Source organism: Streptomyces anulatus, from assembly GCF_014650675.1.
Lineage (GTDB): Bacteria > Actinomycetota > Actinomycetes > Streptomycetales > Streptomycetaceae > Streptomyces > Streptomyces anulatus.
In genome coordinates this window covers 121,978-139,125 of the sequence record NZ_BMVK01000002.1, presented here as the reverse complement: position 1 = coordinate 139,125, position 17,148 = coordinate 121,978, and the positions used below count along the sequence as shown (strand labels likewise).

The 17,148-nt window shown below is 70.6% G+C and carries 17 protein-coding genes and 1 riboswitch; of the genes, 12 read left to right on the top strand and 5 right to left on the bottom strand.

The features are described from left to right. The first annotated feature begins 45 nt into the window (after positions 1-45). Positions 46-432 carry an ArsR/SmtB family transcription factor gene (locus tag IE272_RS05365; RefSeq protein WP_007457171.1) on the top strand — a complete coding sequence of 129 codons (387 nt, stop codon included), beginning with the start codon at positions 46-48 and terminating at the stop codon, positions 430-432. A 187-nt stretch (positions 433-619) separates the two neighbouring features. Then, positions 620-838, top strand: a complete 219-nt coding sequence (locus IE272_RS05360) for a hypothetical protein (RefSeq protein WP_032793799.1) — start codon at positions 620-622, stop codon at positions 836-838. A 117-nt stretch (positions 839-955) separates the two neighbouring features. Here the strand turns inward: IE272_RS05360 and IE272_RS05355 are convergent, their stop codons facing one another. The 4 genes from IE272_RS05355 to gcvT all read right to left on the bottom strand — a co-directional run bounded on the left by IE272_RS05355 (position 956) and on the right by gcvT (position 5,477). Beyond that, positions 956-2,341: an L-serine ammonia-lyase gene (locus tag IE272_RS05355; protein ID WP_007457163.1), complete on the bottom strand. Its 1,386-nt coding sequence runs from the start codon at positions 2,339-2,341 to the stop codon at positions 956-958. A 234-nt stretch (positions 2,342-2,575) separates the two neighbouring features. After that, positions 2,576-3,835 (bottom strand): serine hydroxymethyltransferase, encoded by a 1,260-nt coding sequence (gene glyA, locus IE272_RS05350; protein WP_190006372.1) that lies wholly within the window; start codon positions 3,833-3,835, stop codon positions 2,576-2,578. 19 nt (positions 3,836-3,854) lie between these two features. Next, entirely contained in the window at positions 3,855-4,232 is a 378-nt protein-coding gene (gene gcvH, locus IE272_RS05345; RefSeq protein WP_010060008.1) for a glycine cleavage system protein GcvH, read from the bottom strand. A gap of 120 nt (positions 4,233-4,352) precedes the next feature. Then, positions 4,353-5,477 carry a glycine cleavage system aminomethyltransferase GcvT gene (gene gcvT / locus IE272_RS05340; RefSeq protein ID WP_050362355.1) on the bottom strand — a complete coding sequence of 375 codons (1,125 nt, stop codon included), beginning with the start codon at positions 5,475-5,477 and terminating at the stop codon, positions 4,353-4,355. Positions 5,478-5,650: 173 nt separating this feature from the next. Then, a riboswitch (glycine riboswitch) is annotated at positions 5,651-5,748 on the bottom strand. A 163-nt stretch (positions 5,749-5,911) separates the two neighbouring features. On the opposite strand from gcvT, the gene IE272_RS05335 reads away from it, so the two are divergent. From IE272_RS05335 to IE272_RS05290, 10 genes are all read left to right on the top strand, one after another. Next, complete coding sequence (locus IE272_RS05335; RefSeq protein ID WP_190006371.1) at positions 5,912-6,604, top strand: AAA family ATPase; 693 nt, start codon at positions 5,912-5,914, stop codon at positions 6,602-6,604. Positions 6,605-6,676: 72 nt separating this feature from the next. Next, the gene (locus IE272_RS05330; protein WP_050362357.1) at positions 6,677-7,447 is read left to right on the top strand and encodes an enhanced serine sensitivity protein SseB; all 771 of its coding nucleotides are present in this window, start codon (positions 6,677-6,679) and stop codon (positions 7,445-7,447) included. A gap of 186 nt (positions 7,448-7,633) precedes the next feature. After that, positions 7,634-8,380 (top strand): enhanced serine sensitivity protein SseB C-terminal domain-containing protein, encoded by a 747-nt coding sequence (locus IE272_RS05325; RefSeq protein ID WP_007457149.1) that lies wholly within the window; start codon positions 7,634-7,636, stop codon positions 8,378-8,380. 289 nt (positions 8,381-8,669) lie between these two features. Then, the gene (locus IE272_RS05320) at positions 8,670-10,340 is read left to right on the top strand and encodes an ABC transporter substrate-binding protein (protein WP_098891534.1); all 1,671 of its coding nucleotides are present in this window, start codon (positions 8,670-8,672) and stop codon (positions 10,338-10,340) included. A gap of 85 nt (positions 10,341-10,425) precedes the next feature. Then, complete coding sequence (locus IE272_RS05315; RefSeq protein WP_050362360.1) at positions 10,426-11,430, top strand: ABC transporter permease; 1,005 nt, start codon at positions 10,426-10,428, stop codon at positions 11,428-11,430. Between the two features lies 1 nt (position 11,431). Further along, on the top strand, positions 11,432-12,394 hold the full coding sequence (locus tag IE272_RS05310) for an ABC transporter permease (protein ID WP_050362361.1): 963 nt from the start codon (positions 11,432-11,434) through the stop codon (positions 12,392-12,394). A 6-nt stretch (positions 12,395-12,400) separates the two neighbouring features. Further along, positions 12,401-13,393 carry an ABC transporter ATP-binding protein gene (locus tag IE272_RS05305; RefSeq protein ID WP_050362362.1) on the top strand — a complete coding sequence of 331 codons (993 nt, stop codon included), beginning with the start codon at positions 12,401-12,403 and terminating at the stop codon, positions 13,391-13,393. Then, entirely contained in the window at positions 13,390-14,613 is a 1,224-nt protein-coding gene (locus IE272_RS05300; protein WP_057665888.1) for an ABC transporter ATP-binding protein, read from the top strand. The genes IE272_RS05305 and IE272_RS05300 overlap by 4 nt, the downstream gene beginning before the upstream one ends. Before the next feature lie 18 nt (positions 14,614-14,631). Then, positions 14,632-15,303 carry a trimeric intracellular cation channel family protein gene (locus IE272_RS05295; RefSeq protein WP_007457135.1) on the top strand — a complete coding sequence of 224 codons (672 nt, stop codon included), beginning with the start codon at positions 14,632-14,634 and terminating at the stop codon, positions 15,301-15,303. Positions 15,304-15,374: 71 nt separating this feature from the next. After that, complete coding sequence (locus IE272_RS05290) at positions 15,375-16,244, top strand: thioesterase family protein (protein ID WP_190006370.1); 870 nt, start codon at positions 15,375-15,377, stop codon at positions 16,242-16,244. A gap of 8 nt (positions 16,245-16,252) precedes the next feature. Here IE272_RS05290 and IE272_RS05285 read toward each other — a convergent pair whose 3' ends face one another. Next, positions 16,253-17,074 (bottom strand): MerR family transcriptional regulator, encoded by an 822-nt coding sequence (locus tag IE272_RS05285; RefSeq protein WP_050362366.1) that lies wholly within the window; start codon positions 17,072-17,074, stop codon positions 16,253-16,255. Positions 17,075-17,148: the final 74 nt, after the last annotated feature.

Below are 17,148 nucleotides of genomic sequence, written 5' to 3'. Positions count from 1 at the left end.
GGAACACCTGAACAGGTCTTCATGTGTCACGCGTATGATGACGGTATGGGCCACGGAGCAGACGCCAGGAGCAGCGCCACCACCCGCGAACGCCTCGACGCGGTCGGTGCCGCCGACGTCGCCGCCACCCTCCAGGCCCTCGCCACGCCCTCTCGGCTGCACATCCTCGCCCGGCTCCAGGAGGGCCCCTGCTCGGTGGGCGACCTCGCCGACGCCGTGGGGATGGAAGCCTCGGCCTGCTCCCACCAGTTGCGCCTGCTGCGCAATCTCGGCCTCGTCACCGGCGAACGCCACGGCCGCTCGATCATCTACGCCCTCTACGACAACCACGTCGCCGAACTCCTCGACCAGGCCCTCTTCCACGTCGAGCACCTGCGCCTGGGCGTCCGCGACCTCCCGGTCGAGGCACCCGAACTCGCGGTCGCCGACTGACCCCGTCGCGGGCGCTGCGTGGACTTTCGGACAATCCCGGCCGATCTTCTGTCCCTGCCTGTCGGGCCCGCTCCTCTCTCCTATGCTCTACATGTCTGTAGAGATGGACGGGCCGGTGCGGAAGTCCGCGCGGCTCCCGCAGTACGCGCGCGCTTCGTGGGGAGCGCGGCACGAGAAGGGGACGAACGTGGCTTCGATCGATCTGGGCAAGGTGCTGGACAAGGCGTGGGCCGACAAGAGCGTGCCCGAGGTGCTGGCGGCGCCGGTGTCGGCGCTCAAGGGGGTCTCGGACCGCCAGGGTGACCTCCTCGAGGAGGCGTTCGGCATCAAGACCGTGGCCGACCTCGCGGACCTGAAGTACGTCGGCTGGGCGCAGGCACTGGCCGCGCTGGACGCGGCGAAGTAACGCCCCTGCGGGCGGGCGGTGCCGCGGACGCGCCGGTCCCGTGGCACCGCGCTCACGGGGAGCCCTGACAGCACGGAAAGGCAGAAGAATCGCCGGTCAGGGCCTACCCGGTCTCCGTCAGCACTCGATGATGTTCACCGCGAGCCCGCCCCGCGCCGTCTCCTTGTACTTGACGCTCATGTCGGCCCCGGTCTCCTTCATGGTCTTGATGACCTTGTCGAGGGAGACCTTGTGGCTGCCGTCCCCGCGCAGCGCCATCTTCGCGGCCGTCACCGCCTTCACCGCCGCCATGCCGTTGCGCTCGATGCAGGGGATCTGGACGAGCCCGCCGACCGGGTCGCAGGTCAGGCCCAGGTTGTGCTCCATGCCGATCTCGGCGGCGTTCTCCACCTGCTCGGGGGAGCCGCCGAGGACCTCGGCCAGGGCTCCGGCCGCCATCGAGCAGGCCGAGCCGACCTCGCCCTGGCAGCCGACCTCGGCGCCGGAGATCGAGGCGTTCTCCTTGAACAGCAGGCCGATCGCACCGGCCGCGAGGAGGAAGCGGACGACGCTGTCCTCCTTCTCGGACTCGGTGCAGCCACCGGCCGCGAAGTTCATGTAGTAGTGCAGAACGGCGGGGATGATGCCCGCCGCGCCGTTGGTGGGGGCGGTGACGACGCGGCCGCCCGCCGCGTTCTCCTCGTTGACCGCCATCGCGTACAGAGTGATCCACTCCATCGCGTGGGCCTGCGGGTCGCCCTCGGCGCGCAGCTGGCGGGCCGAGTTCGCGGCACGGCGGCGGACCTTGAGGCCGCCGGGGAGGATGCCCTCGCGGGACATGCCGCGGGAGACGCAGGCCTGCATGACACGCCAGATGTCCAGCAGCCCGGAGCGGATCTCCGCCTCGGTGCGCCAGGCCAGCTCGTTCTCCAGCATCATCGAGGAGATCGAGAGACCGGTCTCCCGGGAGAGCCTCAGCAGTTCGTCGCCGGTGCGGAACGGGTGCTTCAGCACGGTGTCGTCCGGGACGATCGGGTTCTCCCCGGCCACCGCGTCCTCGTCGACGACGAAGCCGCCGCCGACCGAGTAGTACGTCTTCTCCAGGACCGGGGCGCCCTCGGTGTCGTACGCGAGGATCGTCATGCCGTTGGCGTGGTACGGGAGCGCCTTGCGGCGGTGCAGGACCAGGTCCTTGTCGAAGTCGAACGGGATCTCGTGCATGCCCAGCAGATTGATCCTGCCGCTGCCGCGGATCTCCTCGACCCGGCCGTCGGCGGACTCCACGTCCACGGTCTGGGGCGACTCGCCCTCCAGGCCGAGCAGGACCGCCTTGGGCGTGCCGTGCCCGTGGCCGGTCGCGCCGAGGGAACCGTACAGCTCGGCCCGTATCGAGGCGGTGTGCGCGAGCAGGCCCTCGTTCTTCAGGCGGCGCGCGAACATCCGGGCGGCGCGCATCGGGCCCACCGTGTGGGAGCTGGACGGGCCGATGCCGACCGAGAAGAGGTCGAAGACCGAGATGGCCACGGGGGTACTCCTTGGGTTGGGAAGACGCCGTTGTCTGCCTGGGTGGTGCCGGAAAACGGGCCAGGTGGTACGGGAACGAGCCGGGTGGTGCGGAACGGGCCGGGGTGGGGCCCACGGGGCACAGGGGGCATAGGGGGCGAAGTGTGGAGCGGGTGACACAGGTCGGGGCACCGCGCTCACACTGTTCAGTGTGCGCGGTGCCCCGCCCGAACGTGCAGAACCGCAGGCCAGGTGTTACTTCAGGCCGGGGTACAGCGGGAACCTCTCGGCCAGCGCGACCACGCGGGCCTTGAGGTCGTCAGCGTCGTAGGACGGCTTGAGGGCGGCGGCGATGATCTCCGCGACCTCGGTGAAGTCCTCGGCGCCGAAGCCGCGGGTGGCCAGCGCCGGGGTGCCGATCCGCAGGCCCGAGGTGACCATCGGGGGACGCGGGTCGTTCGGGATGGCGTTCCGGTTGACCGTGATGCCCAGCTCGTGGAGCCGGTCCTCGGCCTGCTGGCCGTCCAGCTCCGAGTTGCGCAGGTCGACCAGGACCAGGTGCACGTCGGTGCCGCCGGAGAGGACGGATACGCCCACCTCGGTGACGTCCGGCTGGATCAGGCGCTCGGCCAGGATCCGCGCGCCGTCCAGGGTGCGCTGCTGGCGCTCCTTGAACTCCTCGCCCGCCGCGATCTTGAACGAGACCGCCTTGGCCGCGATCACGTGCTCCAGCGGGCCGCCCTGCTGACCCGGGAAGACCGCGGAGTTGATCTTCTTGGCGAGCTCCTGGGTGGAGAGGATCACGCCGCCGCGCGGACCGCCGAGGGTCTTGTGCGTGGTGGTGGTGACGACGTGGGCGTGCGGCACCGGGTTGGGGTGCAGACCGGCCGCTACCAGGCCCGCGAAGTGCGCCATGTCGACCATCAGGTACGCGCCGACCTCGTCCGCGATGCGGCGGAAGGCGGCGAAGTCCAGCTGGCGCGGGTAGGCGGACCAGCCGGCCACGATCAGCTTCGGCTGGGACTCCTTGGCGAGGCGCTCGACCTCCTCCATGTCCACGATGCCGCTCTCGTCGACGTGGTACGGGACCACGTTGTAGAGCTTGCCGGAGAAGTTGATCTTCATGCCGTGGGTCAGGTGACCGCCGTGGGCCAGGTTCAGGCCCATGATCGTGTCGCCCGGCTTCAGCAGCGCGAACATCGCGGCGGCGTTCGCCTGCGCGCCGGAGTGCGGCTGCACGTTCGCGGCCTCGGCGCCGAACAGGGCCTTGATCCGGTCGATCGCGATCTGCTCGACGACGTCGACGTGCTCACAGCCGCCGTAGTAGCGGCGGCCCGGGTAGCCCTCGGCGTACTTGTTGGTGAGGACGGAGCCCTGCGCCTCCATGACGGCGACCGGAGCGAAGTTCTCCGAGGCGATCATTTCGAGGGTGGACTGCTGACGGTGGAGCTCGGCGTCGACGGCGGCGGCGACGTCCGGGTCCAGCTCGTGGAGGGAGGAGTTCAGAAGCGACATCAGGGGGTCCCTTAAGGTCTCAGTTGCCGGAGAACGCGGTGTACTCGTCGGCGGAGAGCAGGTCGGCCGGCTCCTCCGCGACGCGCACCTTGAACAGCCAGCCGCCCTCGAAGGGAGCGGAGTTCACCAGCGAGGGGTCGTCCACGACGTCCTGGTTGGCCGCCGTCACCTCACCGGTCACCGGCGAGTACAGATCGCTGACGGACTTGGTCGACTCCAGTTCGCCGCAGGTCTCGCCCGCGGTCACCGTGTCGCCGACCTCCGGGAGCTGGGCGTAGACGACGTCACCGAGCGCGTTGGCCGCGTACTCCGTGATGCCGATGGTGGCCACGCCGTCCTCGAGGGCCGACAGCCACTCGTGCTCCTTGCTGTACCGCAGCTGCTGGGGGTTGCTCATGACCTGAATTCTCCTGTACGCGGGGGAGTGCTGATGAACGGTGGTCTTACGGTGTGAGACGGAGGTACGTCACTTCCGTGACGCCTGCGCGTGCGAGAAGGCCCGGGTTCTCCCGGGATGTCACTTCTGGCGCTTGTAGAACGGCAGCGCGACGACCTCGTACGGCTCGTGCGTGCCGCGGATGTCCACGCCCACGCCCTCGGTGCCCGGCGCGGCGAAGGCCGCGTCCACGTAGGCCATGGCGATCGGCTTGCCCAGGGTCGGGGACGGGGCGCCGGAGGTGACCTCGCCGATCACCTTGCCGTCGGCGACGACGGGGAAGCCCGCGCGCGGGACCCGGCGGCCCTCGGCGATCAGGCCCACCAGCTTGCGCGGCGGGGCGCTCTCGGCGCGCTCGGCGGCGGCGGTCAGGGCCTCGCGCCCGACGAAGTCGCCCTCCTTCTCGAACTTCACGACCCGGCCCAGGCCCGCGTCGAACGGGGTGAGCGCGGTCGTCAGCTCGTGCCCGTACAGCGGCATGCCCGCCTCCAGGCGCAGCGTGTCCCGGCAGGAGAGCCCGCAGGGGATCAGGCCGTGCGGGGCGCCGGCCTCGGTCAGCGCGCGCCACAGCTGCTCGGCGTGCTCGGGCGCGACGAACAGCTCGAAGCCGTCCTCGCCGGTGTAGCCGGTACGGGCGATGAGCGCGGGAACCCCGGCGACCGTGCCCGGCAGGCCCGCGTAGTACTTCAGCCCGTCCAGGTCGGCGTCGGTGACCGCCTTCATGATGGCGGGCGACTCGGGGCCCTGGACCGCGAGCAGCGCGTAGGCGTCCCGGTCGTCGCGCACCTCGGCGTCGAAGCCCCCGACCCGGGCGGTCAGCGCGTCCAGCACGATCTGCGCGTTGCCCGCGTTGGCGACCACCAGATACTCGGGGGCCTCTGTCTCTCCCAAGCGGTAGACGATCAGGTCGTCCACGATCCCGCCGTCCTCCTGGACGATCATCGTGTAGCGGGCCCGGCCGTTGCCGACGGTGGCGATGTTGCCCACCAGCGCGTAGCTCAGGAAGGCGGCGGCCTCGGGCCCGGTGACGGTGATCTCGCCCATGTGCGACAGGTCGAAGAGGCCGGCCCGGGTGCGTACGGCGTTGTGCTCGTCGCGCTCACTGGCGTACCGCAGGGGCATGTCCCAGCCCGCGAAGTCGGTCATGGTGGCACCGAGTGAGCGGTGCAGCGCGTCGAGGGCGGTAAGACGGGGGGCAGTGCTCATGGATACGGCTCCAGGGCATGACGACGTCAGGACGAATCCTCCCCATCTGTCATCGGAACCTGAGAGGTTCGCCGATAGCCCCTGACGGGGTATGCCCTGGAGGGCGCCCCGGATCAGGGGGCTCGGCTTGCACCTTGGGTGGAGCCGCGGAACGGCTCGCTTTTCAGATCTGCCTCATCCACGCGGTACGGGGCCTGAGAGATTCAAGGGAGGATCTTGCTCCTTCGGCGCCCGGCTCACACTGTGGCCGGAACTCTCCCGCGCGGATTCGAACGGCCGGTATGCAGTTGGCGGGGTCATCATCGCATGCATTGGGGGAGAGTGGGGGGCCCGGTCCCCGCGCAGGTGAAGACGGCGAGGCCGGTTGTGCCTCATTGCCTTTTCTTTACACTTCAGGGGCAGGCGTGGGGGACACGACGGCAGGGGGATGGGCGATGACGTTGCAGTGGTCGGCACCGACCGCGGGGGTCGCGCACGGCGCGATGCCCGCACAGCCCGGCGCTCCCGTACGGGAGCGGCTGACCGAGGACGCGCCGGTGGTACGCGACCTGCGCGGGCGCACCGGCTGTGGCCCGTACAGCCTCGATCTCACCGCCGGTGACGTCGTCGTGGTCTCCGGGCTCCCCGGCAGCGGGAAGTCGACTCTCATCCGGCGGGCCGTGCAGGGCCGCGCCATCGACTCCCAGAACACCCGCGACAGCTGGGCCGCCGCCCTGCCCGGTTTACTGCCCTACGCCCTCTACCGCCCCCTGGTCCGCGCCGCGCACTACCTCGGCCTCTGGAACGCCCTGCGCTCCGGTGAATCCGTCGTCGTGCACGACTGCGGCACCCAGACCTGGGTACGCCGCTGGCTCGCCCGGCACGCCGTGAGCCGGGGCCGCACGCTCCACCTGATCCTGCTCGACGTGACGCCCGAGGTGGCGCGGCAGGGGCAGCGCGAGCGTGGGCGCGGGGTCTCCGGCTACGCCTTCGCCCGCCACCGGCACGCGGTCGCCCGGCTGCTCCGCGACACCGAACAGGGGCTGCTCCCCGCCGGCTGCACCTCCGCGGTGCTGCTGGACCGTGAGGCCGCGGGGGCGCTCGCCCGGATCTCCTTCACGGCCGCCGAGGCTTCCACCGCCCGCTGACGGTTAAGGTGCTGGCCGGAGCAGAGGGCCGCCGAGGCGCGGCCGAGGCGGTGGAGAGAGGGCACAGAGGCAGTGGACATTCCGGCACCCGCACCGGCGCACCCCCAGCAGGGGTGGCCCGCCAACGAACTCGAAGAGGTGCTGACGGCCTCGCTCGGCGTCCCCGACGCGGGCGGCCGCCTCGTCGAGGTGCTCGGCCGCAGCTCCGTCTGGGTGCCGCTGCCGAACGGCGGCACCCCCGCGAGCGCGGACCTCGACCTGCCGATGATGGAGATCGACGGCGCGGCCTTCGTCCCCGTCTTCAGCTCCGAGTCCCAGTTCCTCAGCTGCGTCGGCAGCCACATGTCCTTCACCGTCGCGCCCGCCCGCGATTTCGCCCGGGGCCTGCCCCCGCAGGTCGGCATCGCCGTGAACCCGGGCGGCGCGGTCGGCATACCGCTTCCGCCGCCCGCCGTCGCCGAGCTCTGCCGGGCCGGGCGCACCGCTCTGGACGGGCCGGCCACCGGCGGCCGGGTCCGGCTGTTCGAGCCGGACTGGCAGCACGACCCGGTCGACTTCCTCACCGCCGTGTCCGAGGAGTTCGAGGCCACCGGAGTGGTGAGCACCGCCCGCCGGGCCCTGGCGAGCATCGAGGGCGGCGACCCGGTCCTCTTCGTCGGCGTCGAGTTCGCCACCTGGGACGGCGCGGGACAGAGCGCACCCATGGACGCCATCGGCCGCGCGCTCGGCCGGGTCCAGGTGCCCTGGCCGGTCAACCTGGTCCTGCTGGACGTGGCGGAGGACCTCGTCGGCGACTGGATGCGGGAGAAGGTCCGCCCGTTCTACCGGCGCGAGGGCCACTGACGGCGGCGGGACCGGGTCCCGCCGGACCGTGGCGTCAAGTCGGTGTCAGAAGTGGCGCATAAGCTGGTTTGATGGCGTGGTCGCTCCCGTGTGCCCGGGAGCGGTGGCGCGAACGCGACAGATCGACGAGGGGCGGAATCCAGGGTGAGTGCGTCAGGCACCGCGGCGGCCGGGAAAGTCGAGCACATGCTGCGCCAGGTGACCCCCGGGCGTTACGACGCCTACGAGGCGCTGCTCGCCTCCGTCGCCGAGGGCCGGATCTGGATGCTGCTCTGGCACGGCACGGCCGGCTCCCCGGACGCCCAGTACGGGAACATGGAGATCGACGGCCTGGGCTACGCCCCCTGTGTCACCTCCGCCCAGGAGCTCTCCGCCAGCGGCTGGAACCGGGCCCACGAGCTGGTCACCGGACGCGACATCGCCCGCTCCCTGTTCCCCGACCGCTGGGGTATCTGGCTCAATCCGCACGCCCCCGGCGGCGGCGTCGGCATCCCCTGGCTCGACCTGCGGCGCATCGCCACGGGCCTGGACCGGCTGCCCGCCGGACCGCTCCGGCTCTCCGACCCCGCGATCGAACTCCCGCAGTTCTACGCCCTGCTCACGCAGAACGCCCACCGCACCCCCGCGATCCGCTCCCTGCGCCGCGCCTGGGTGCACCCCGCGGTCGGCGTCCCGTACCTCGCGATCGGCCTCGACCTCTACGACACCGGCCGCGCCTCCGTCGAATCGGTGCGCGAGATGATGCGGCAGTCGGTCGGCGCGGTCCCCGAGGGGCTGCCCGTCTCCACCGTCGCCATGTCCGACGAGTACGACCCGGTCGGCATGTGGCTGCGCGCGAACGCCCGCCCGTTCTACGACCGCGAGGCGCACGCCCCCGCCGGCCCGCCGCCCCTCGCCGCCCCCGGCTACGGATACCCGCCCCAGCCCCGCTGAGCTGCGGCGAGCGGGACCCGGGGCCTTTCGTCCGGATCGTGCCGGGCTCGCGGGCCCCGGTCCCTGAACCGGCCGATCCGAACGACGGGTTCCGGTCACCCTCCGTCGAACACCCCTCGATGTCCGGCTTGTTAACTTCCCCCGGGAGGATGTCCCGGAACTGGACGGTTTGTTAACTGTCCGGGTCTCGACTAGGTCTCACCGCTATCCGGACTGTTCTCTTGCGGCAGGCACCGTCTGTAGTGTGCGGCCATCAAACCTCACCACATGGCGAACCAGGGGTGGACCCATGCGAATATTCAAGTCCCGGGCTGTCCGGGCGATCACGACAGCGGTCGCTGTCGGTCTGATCGCCACGGGCTGTTCCAGCGAGCGGGACGAGGGCGGCTCCAAGGGGGGCGACAAGGACACCTTCGTCTTCGCCGGAGCCGGTGACCCCGGTTCCCTCGACCCGGCCCTCGCGAGCGACGGCGAGACGTTCCGCGTCACCCGTCAGGCCTTCGAGGCGCTCCTGGAGCACGAGCCCGGTGGAAGCAAGCTCGTCGGCGGTCTCGCCGAGAAGTGGTCGAGCGACCCGGCCGGCAAGGTCTGGACGTTCAACCTGCGCCAGGGCGTGAAGTTCCACGACGGCGAGGCGCTCAACGCCGCCGCGGTCTGCGCGAACTACGACCACTGGTTCAACTGGAAGGGCACGTACCAGTCCAGCGCGGTCTCCTACTACTGGCAGACCATCATGGGCGGGTTCGCGAAGAACGAGGACGCCGAGGCGCCCAAGCCCAACTACAAGTCCTGCACCGCCAAGGACGACAACACGGCCGTCATCGAGGTGAACGAGCCCTCGGCGAACCTGCCGGGCGGGTTCTCCCTCCAGGCGCTGGCGATCCACTCGCCGAAGGCCATCAAGGAGTACGAGAAGCAGGACGCGACCGCCAAGGGCGACGCGATCACGTACCCCAAGTACAGCCAGGAGGCCGGCACGGTCGCCGGCACCGGCCCGTACAAGATCACGAAGTGGAACAAGGGCAACAAGGAAGTCTCCCTCACGCGCTTCGACGGCTACTGGGGCGACAAGGCCAAGGTGAAGAACCTGGTCTTCCGCACCATCTCCACCGAGGAGACCCGCCGCCAGGCGCTCCAGGCGGGTGACATCGACGGCTACGACCTGGTCGCGCCGGCCGATGTGACGACCCTGGAGAAGGAGGGTTACGAGGTCCCGACCCGTGACGTCTTCAACATCTTCTACCTCGGCATGAGCCAGTCGGCGAACCCGGCGCTGAAGAAGCCCGAGGTCCGTCAGGCGATCACGCACGCCATCGACCGCGAGAACCTCGTCAACACCCAGCTGCCCGAGGGCGGCAAGGTCGCGACCCAGTTCATGCCCGACACGGTCGCCGGCTACTCGGACAAGGTAAAGACGTACCCGTTCGACACCGCCAAGGCGAAGGACCTCCTCAAGCAGGCCGGTGCGGAGAAGCTGACCATCGACTTCTGCTACCCGACCGAGGTCACCCGCCCGTACATGCCTGCCCCGCAGGACATGTTCGAGCTGATGAAGGCCGACCTGGAGAAGGCCGGCATCACCGTCAAGCCGAAGGCCATGAAGTGGGCCCCGGACTACCTGGACGCCACCGAGGCGGGCTCCTGCGCCCTGCACATGCTCGGCTGGACCGGTGACTTCAACGACGGCTACAACTTCATCGGCACCTGGTTCGCCGGGCCCGACAAGCAGTGGGGCTTCAAGGACCAGAAGGTCTTCGACGCCGTGAACGCCGCTTCCAAGGTCACCGACCCGGCCGCCCGCACCGAGGCGTACCAGAAGGCCAACGAGGCGATCGCGGAGTACGTCCCGGGCGTGCCGATCTCGTCGTCGCCGCCGGCCATCGCGTTCGCCAAGAACGTCAACCCGCCGAAGGTCTCCCCGCTGACGCAGGAGAACTTCGCCGAGGTCTCCTTCAAGTAATCGCACACCAGCGGGTCCGCCCGGCCACAGCAACCAGGTGGCCGGGCGGACCCGCATCGACGCACGTGAGAAAGGGGCATGCGGGGTGCTGCGACTCGTCGTAAGAAGACTTCTCCAGCTCATTCCCACCCTGCTCGGCCTGTCGGTCCTGCTGTTCCTCTGGCTGAACCGACTGCCCGGCGGACCCGCCTCAGCGATCCTGGGCGAGCGGGCCACCGAAGCCGAAGTAGCGAGAATCAACAGGGCACTCGGGCTCGACGAGCCGGTCCACGTCCAGTACTGGCGGTTCCTCAAGCGCATCTTCGAGCTCGACCTCGGAACCTCCACCCAGACCGGCCAGCCGGTGTGGGACGAATTCACCCTCCGCTTCCCGGCCACCGTGGAGCTCAGCGTCGCCGCGATCCTCATCGCCGTGGTCGTGGGCATCCCGATGGGCTACCTCGCGGCCAAGCACCGCGGCGGCTGGCTGGACGTCGCCTCCGTCTCCGGATCGCTGCTCGGCATCTGCATCCCGGTCTTCTTCCTGGCCATGCTGCTGCGCGGGATCTTCTCCGTGGAGCTGGGCTGGTTCCCGAGCCAGGGCCGGCTCACCACCGGACTCAACGCCACCGACATCACCGGATTCGCCGTCCTGGACGGCTTGTTGACCGGTGAGTTCGACGCGAGCTGGGACGCGATCATGCACTTGATCCTGCCCGCCGTCGCGCTGGCCTCGATCCCGCTCGCCGTCATCGTCCGGATGACCCGCGCCAGCGTCCTGGAGGTGCTCGGCGAGGACTACATCCGTACCGCCGAGTCCAAGGGCCTGGACAAGCGCGTCGTGCGCGGCCGCCATGTGCTGCGCAACGCCCTGCTGCCCGTGATCACCGCGGTCGGCCTGCTGACCGGCAGCCTGCTGTCCGGGGCGGTGCTCACCGAGTCCGTCTTCGACTTCGGCGGCATCGGCTCCTTCATCCGCACCGCGATCGACGGCCGCGACTACCCGGTCCTCGTCGGGTTCATTCTCTTCATCGCGATGGTGTACGTGCTGATCAACCTGCTGGTCGACCTCGCGTACAGCATCATCGACCCGAGAGTGCGGGTGCACTGACGTGACGATCCTGACCAACAAAGCAGACAAGATCGACCGTCTCGCCGAGCTGACACAGAGCTCCGAGACCGTCACCGGCAGCAGCCTGTGGCGCGAGGCGTTCCGCCGGATGCGGTCCAGCAAGATGGCGATCATCGGCGCGGCGATCATCGCCGCGTTCGTCCTCGTCGCGATCGTCGGCCCCTGGCTCGCACCGCACGGGCCCACCGCGCAGAACTGGCGCAGCGAAGTCTTCCCCAACCAGGGCAAGTTCGTCGGCATGCGCGGCGAGAACTGGTTCGGCCTGGACCACCTGGGCCGCGACATGTTCTCCCGCTGGCTCGTCGGGGCCCGGCAGACGCTGCTCGTCGGTGTCGTCTCCATGCTCATCGGCCTGATCGTCGGCGCGCTGGTCGGTGTGCTCTCCGGAGCCGCCGCCACCCTCGGCGGCAAGGTCGGCCAGCGCGTCGACACCGTGATCATGCGCTTCACCGACATCATGCTGTCGCTGCCCTCGCTGCTGCTCGCGGTCTCCATCGCCGCGGTCCTCGGCCAGTCGCTGACCACCGTGATGATCGCCGTGGGTGTCGTCCAGATCCCCATCTTCGCCCGCCTGCTGCGCGGTTCGATGCTGGTCCAGGGCGGCGCGGACTATGTGCTCGCCGCGAAGGCGGTCGGCATCCGGCGCAAGCGGATCGTGCTCACGCAGATCCTGCCGAACTCGCTGAGCCCGGTGATCGTCCAGGCCACGCTGAGCCTGGCCACCGCGATCATCGAGGCCGCGGCCCTGTCCTACCTGGGTCTCGGCAACCCCGACCCGGCCGTTCCCGAGTGGGGCGTGATGCTCTCCCAGGCACAGCGCTTCTTCGACAACGAGCCGATGATGGCCGCCTATCCGGCCGTCGGGATCATCATCACCGCCCTCGGCTTCACCCTGCTCGGCGAGGCCATGCGCGAAGCCCTCGACCCGAAGTTGCGAGGCTGAAGTCCTATGTCACTGCTCTCCGTTGAGGAACTCAGCGTCACCTTCACCGCCCGCGGCCGCAAGGACGCCACGGCCGTGGACGGTGTCTCCTTCGAGGTCGACCAGGGCCAGGTCGTGGGCCTGGTCGGCGAGTCGGGCTGCGGCAAGTCCGTCACTTCGCTCGCCCTGATGGGCCTGCTGCCCCGCAAGGGCGTGCGCGTCGGCGGCCGTGCCGAGTTCGACGGCCAGAACCTGCTGACCATGAACGAGCGCAAGCTGCGCGACCTGCGCGGCAGCCAGCTCGCGATGATCTTCCAGGACCCTCTCTCCTCGCTGAACCCGGTCGTCCCCATCGGGATCCAGGTCACCGAGATCCTCCAGCGCCACCGCGGCCTGAAGGGCGAGAAGGCCCGCAAGGAAGCCGCGTCCCTGCTCGACCGGGTCGGCATCCCCGACCCGGACCGGCGGCTCAAGGAGTACCCGCACCAGCTCTCCGGCGGTATGCGCCAGCGGGCGCTGATCGCCATGGCGGTCGCCTGCGCCCCCCGGCTGCTCATCGCCGACGAGCCGACGACCGCCCTGGACGTGACCATCCAGGCCCAGATCCTGGAGCTCCTGAAGGAACTGGTCGACCAGGAGGGCACCGCCCTGCTGATGATCACGCACGACCTCGGCGTCGTCGCCGGCCTCTGCGACGAGGTCAACGTCCTGTACGCGGGACGGGCGGTGGAATCGGCGGGCCGGCGCGAGCTGTTCGCCCACCCCACCCACCCGTACGCGCACGGGCTGCTCGGTTCCATCCCGCGGCTGGACGCGCCGCGCGGCGAGCCGTTGCACCCGATCCGGGGGTCCATCAACGACAAGATCGCCTGGGCCGACGGCTGCGCGTTCGCACCCCGGTGCGACCACTACACGATGGAGTGCCTCACCGGCACTCCCGAACTGACCGAACCACGCACGGCCGGACACCAGGTGCGCTGCGTCAACCCGGTCCTGCCCAAGGCGGAGGTCCCGGCATGAGCCTTCTCGAACTGGACGGCGTCAAAGTCCACTTCCCGGTCAAGAAGGGCCTCCTCTTCGACCGTACGGTGGGCCACGTCTACGCGGTCGACGGCGTCTCGCTGAGCGTCGAGGCCGGTCAGACGTACGGGCTGGTCGGCGAGTCGGGCTGCGGCAAGACGACGCTCGGCCGCGCGGTCCTGCGGCTGAACGACATCACCGAGGGCGGCGTCGTCTTCGACGGCACCGACCTGGCGAAGCTGCCCTCCGAGGAGATGCGGGCCTTCCGCCGCCGCCTCCAGATGGTCTTCCAGGACCCGCTGGGCAGCCTCAACCCCCGGCAGAACATCGAGTCCATCCTCGCCGAGGGCATGGCCGCCCACGGCATCGGGAAGGACGCGGCGGAGCGCCGGAAGAAGATCGAGGACATCCTCGCCAAGGTCGGCCTGCCGTCCAACGCGATGTCCCGCTACCCGCACGAGTTCTCCGGCGGCCAGCGCCAGCGCATCGGCATCGCCCGCGCGCTGGTGCTGGAGCCGGACGTGATCATCTGCGACGAGCCGGTGTCCGCGCTGGACGTCTCGGTCCAGGCGCAGGTGATCAACCTGCTGGAGGAGCTCCAGGAGTCCCTCGGCCTGACCTACCTGGTCATCGCGCACGACCTCGCCGTGGTCCGGCACATCTCGGACGTCATCGGGGTGATGTACCTCGGCGGTCTCGTCGAGGAGGCCCCGAGCGACGCGCTGTACGCGGGGCCCCGGCACCCGTACACCAAGGCGCTGATGTCGGCGGTCCCGGTGCCCGACCCCGAGGTCGAGGACCGCCGCGAGCGGATCCTGCTCCACGGCGACCTGCCCTCCCCGGCGAACCCGCCGGCCGGCTGCCGGTTCCACACCCGCTGCCCGTGGGTGCAGGAGACCAAGTGCGCCACGGAGCGCCCGCCGCTGCTGGACACCGGCGACGGGCACAAGGTGGCCTGCCACTTCACGGCCGAGATCGAGGCCGGGACGGTGAAGCAGACCCTGGCCACGGGCATCGAGGCGGTCATCGGCACGGAGACGGTGGCGGCCGAAGCGGTGGAGACCGCGGAGGCCGAGGCCCCCGCGGAGAAGCCGGCGGAGGACGAGGCCCCCGCCGAGGAGCCCGCGAAGGCCGAGGCCCCTGCCGAGGAGCCCGCGACCGTACCGGCCCAGGCCGACGCGGACGCCACCGAACAGACGGAGGACAGCCCCAAGGCGTAGGACCGGCACAATTGCCCGGTGCTCACCGAACTGTTCACGCCCTCCGTCCAGCATGCGCTCGATCTCGTCGGGATCTTCGTCTTCGCGATCTCGGGCGCCCTGCTCGCCGTCCGCAAGAACTTCGATGTCTTCGGCATCGCGGTCCTCGCGGAGGTGACAGCGCTGGGCGGAGGGCTGTTCCGTGACGTGATGATCGGCGCGATCCCGCCCGCCGCCTTCACCGACCTCGGCTACTTCACCACCCCGCTGTTCGCCGCCGTCCTGGTCTTCTTCCTCCACCCGCACGTGGAGCGCATCCAGGTCGGCGTCAACGTCTTCGACGCGGCGGGGCTCGGCCTGTTCTGCGTGACCGGCACGGTCAAGGCGTACGAGTACGGCCTCGGGCTCACCGCGTCGGCGGCGCTGGGCCTGGCCACCGCGGTCGGCGGCGGTGTGCTGCGCGACGTGCTGGCCAACGAGGTGCCCTCGCTGCTGCGCTGGGACCGCGACCTGTACGCGGTGCCCGCGATCGTCGGCGCGACCATGGTCGTCCTGTGCATCCGCTTCGACACCCTCAACGCCCTGACCAGCGGGTTGGCGGTGATCGCCGCGTTCGTGCTGCGGCTGCTGGCGCTGCGCTTCCACTGGCGCGCGCCCCGCGCGTACAACCGCTCCTCCGCACGCGCCGAGGGGGGCTCGGCGGCCACCTAGGGCTTCTCGCGCGGTGATCCGGCACCCAAAAAGCTACCGCTCAGTAGGGAGGTCGATGTACCGTGCATGCCATGGCACAGGCAGCGACTGACGCGGCGCAGACCGCACGGGCAACCATCGGCGACAGCGAGTTCGACCGGGACACCGCGGTCACCCTGCGCGAGGACGGCGTCTACGACGCCGAGCTCTCCGCGGGCTGGACCATCATCCACGCAGTCAACGGCGGCTATCTGCTGGCCCTGCTCGGCCGGGCCCTGGGCGAGGCGCTGCCGCACGCGGACCCGTTCTCCGTCTCGGCGCACTACCTCACCGCCTCCGCGCCCGGCCCCGCCGTGGTCCGCACCCAGGTCGTCCGCACCGGCCGCACCCTCTCCACGGGCCAGGCCTCCCTCTTCCAGTACGCCGAGGACGGCAGCGAGATCGAGCGCATCCGGGTCCTGGCCACCTACGGCGACCTGGACGCACTCCCCGACGACGTCCGCACGACGGCCCTGCCGCCGGCCATGCCGGACCGGGACCACTGCCTCGGCCCGAGCGACGGCGCGCCCAGGATCCCCGGCAGCTCCGCCATCACCGACCGCCTGGACATCAAGCTCGACCCGGCGACCGTCGGCTGGGCCGTCGGAGCCCCGTCGGGCAAGGGCGAGATGCGCGGCTGGTTCGGCCTGGCCGACGGCCGCGACCCGGACCCGCTGTCGCTGCTGCTCACCGTGGACGCCCTGCCGCCGACCTCGTTCGAGCTGGGCCTGGCGGGCTGGACCCCCACCGTCGAGCTGACCGCCCACATCCGCTGCCGCCCCGCCCCGGGCCCGCTGCGCGTCTCCATCACCACGCGCAACCTCGCGGGCGGCTTCCTGGAGGAGGACGCCGAGGTCTGGGACAGCGCCGACCGCCTCGTCGCCCAGTCCCGCCAGCTGGCCAAGGCCCCGCGCACCGCCTAGCCGGCCGTTCACTCCCAGACCGCGGACTCCGGATCGACGCCGTGGGCCCGGGCGTTCGCGGCGATCGCCTCGCACAGCCAGCCGCCGAGTCCCGGCGCGATCGCGTCGTAGTGCGCGACGTAGCCGGGATCGGTGACATACGTCCGGCCGATGCAGACCTGCATGGCGTGCGTGCAGTCGAAGTACGTCGAGATCTGCGCGCGGTGCCGCTCCGCGAGGGCGTCCGCGACCTCCGACCCGGGAGCGGCTCCCGTGCGGTACGCGGTGGCGAGGTCGGCGGACAGGGCCTCGGCTGCCGCCGCCACGTCCTTCCAGTCCTCGCGGCTCATCCCGGCCGCCCGCTCCGCGTACTGCGCCCACTGGTCCGTGCCGCCCCAGCGCTCCTCGGCCTCCTCGGTCCGGGCGGGATCCCAGTCGTCCCCGAAGATCTCCACCTGTTCCTCGGGCGTCAGTCGGATCCCCGGCTTCGACTCCAGCAGCATGCGGTCCACCGCACCCACCATCCGCTCCAGCCGGGAGATCCGCTCCGCGAGCTGTCCCCGCTGCCGGTGCAGATGTTCGCGCGCGTCGACCTCCGGATCGTCCAGGAGCCGCCCGATCGCGGCGAGCGGGATGCCGATCTCCCGGTAGACGAGGACCCGGTGGAGCCGGGCGACGTCGTCGTCCCCGTACACCCGGTACCCGGCCCGCGTACGCCCGCCCGGCCGCACCAGGCCGATCGTGTCCCAGTGGTGCAGCGTCTTCACGCTGACCCCGACGAGCCCGGCCGTCCGGCCGACGGTCAGGCCGTCGGCGGTCGGCTCCTCGGGGTGCCGGTCCTCGCTCCTCATCGGTCCAGTCTCCCGCAGCCGGGGGAGCGGTTCCCCCGGGCCGGGGTGACGGGTCCGGGGCCGGGCGTACGGGC

What these genes read in the sequence shown, in the direction of transcription:
- IE272_RS05365 (WP_007457171.1), top strand. Translation starts at nt 46, where the DNA reads ATGGGCCACGGAGCAGACGCCAGGAGCAGCGCCACCACCCGCGAACGC.
- glyA (WP_190006372.1), bottom strand. Translation starts at nt 3,835, where the DNA reads ATGTCGCTTCTGAACTCCTCCCTCCACGAGCTGGACCCGGACGTCGCC.
- gcvH (WP_010060008.1), bottom strand. Translation starts at nt 4,232, where the DNA reads ATGAGCAACCCCCAGCAGCTGCGGTACAGCAAGGAGCACGAGTGGCTG.
- gcvT (WP_050362355.1), bottom strand. Translation starts at nt 5,477, where the DNA reads ATGAGCACTGCCCCCCGTCTTACCGCCCTCGACGCGCTGCACCGCTCA.
- IE272_RS05335 (WP_190006371.1), top strand. Translation starts at nt 5,912, where the DNA reads ATGACGTTGCAGTGGTCGGCACCGACCGCGGGGGTCGCGCACGGCGCG.
- IE272_RS05325 (WP_007457149.1), top strand. Translation starts at nt 7,634, where the DNA reads ATGCTGCGCCAGGTGACCCCCGGGCGTTACGACGCCTACGAGGCGCTG.
- IE272_RS05320 (WP_098891534.1), top strand. Translation starts at nt 8,670, where the DNA reads ATGCGAATATTCAAGTCCCGGGCTGTCCGGGCGATCACGACAGCGGTC.
- IE272_RS05305 (WP_050362362.1), top strand. Translation starts at nt 12,401, where the DNA reads ATGTCACTGCTCTCCGTTGAGGAACTCAGCGTCACCTTCACCGCCCGC.
- IE272_RS05300 (WP_057665888.1), top strand. Translation starts at nt 13,390, where the DNA reads ATGAGCCTTCTCGAACTGGACGGCGTCAAAGTCCACTTCCCGGTCAAG.
- IE272_RS05290 (WP_190006370.1), top strand. Translation starts at nt 15,375, where the DNA reads ATGGCACAGGCAGCGACTGACGCGGCGCAGACCGCACGGGCAACCATC.
- IE272_RS05285 (WP_050362366.1), bottom strand. Translation starts at nt 17,074, where the DNA reads ATGAGGAGCGAGGACCGGCACCCCGAGGAGCCGACCGCCGACGGCCTG.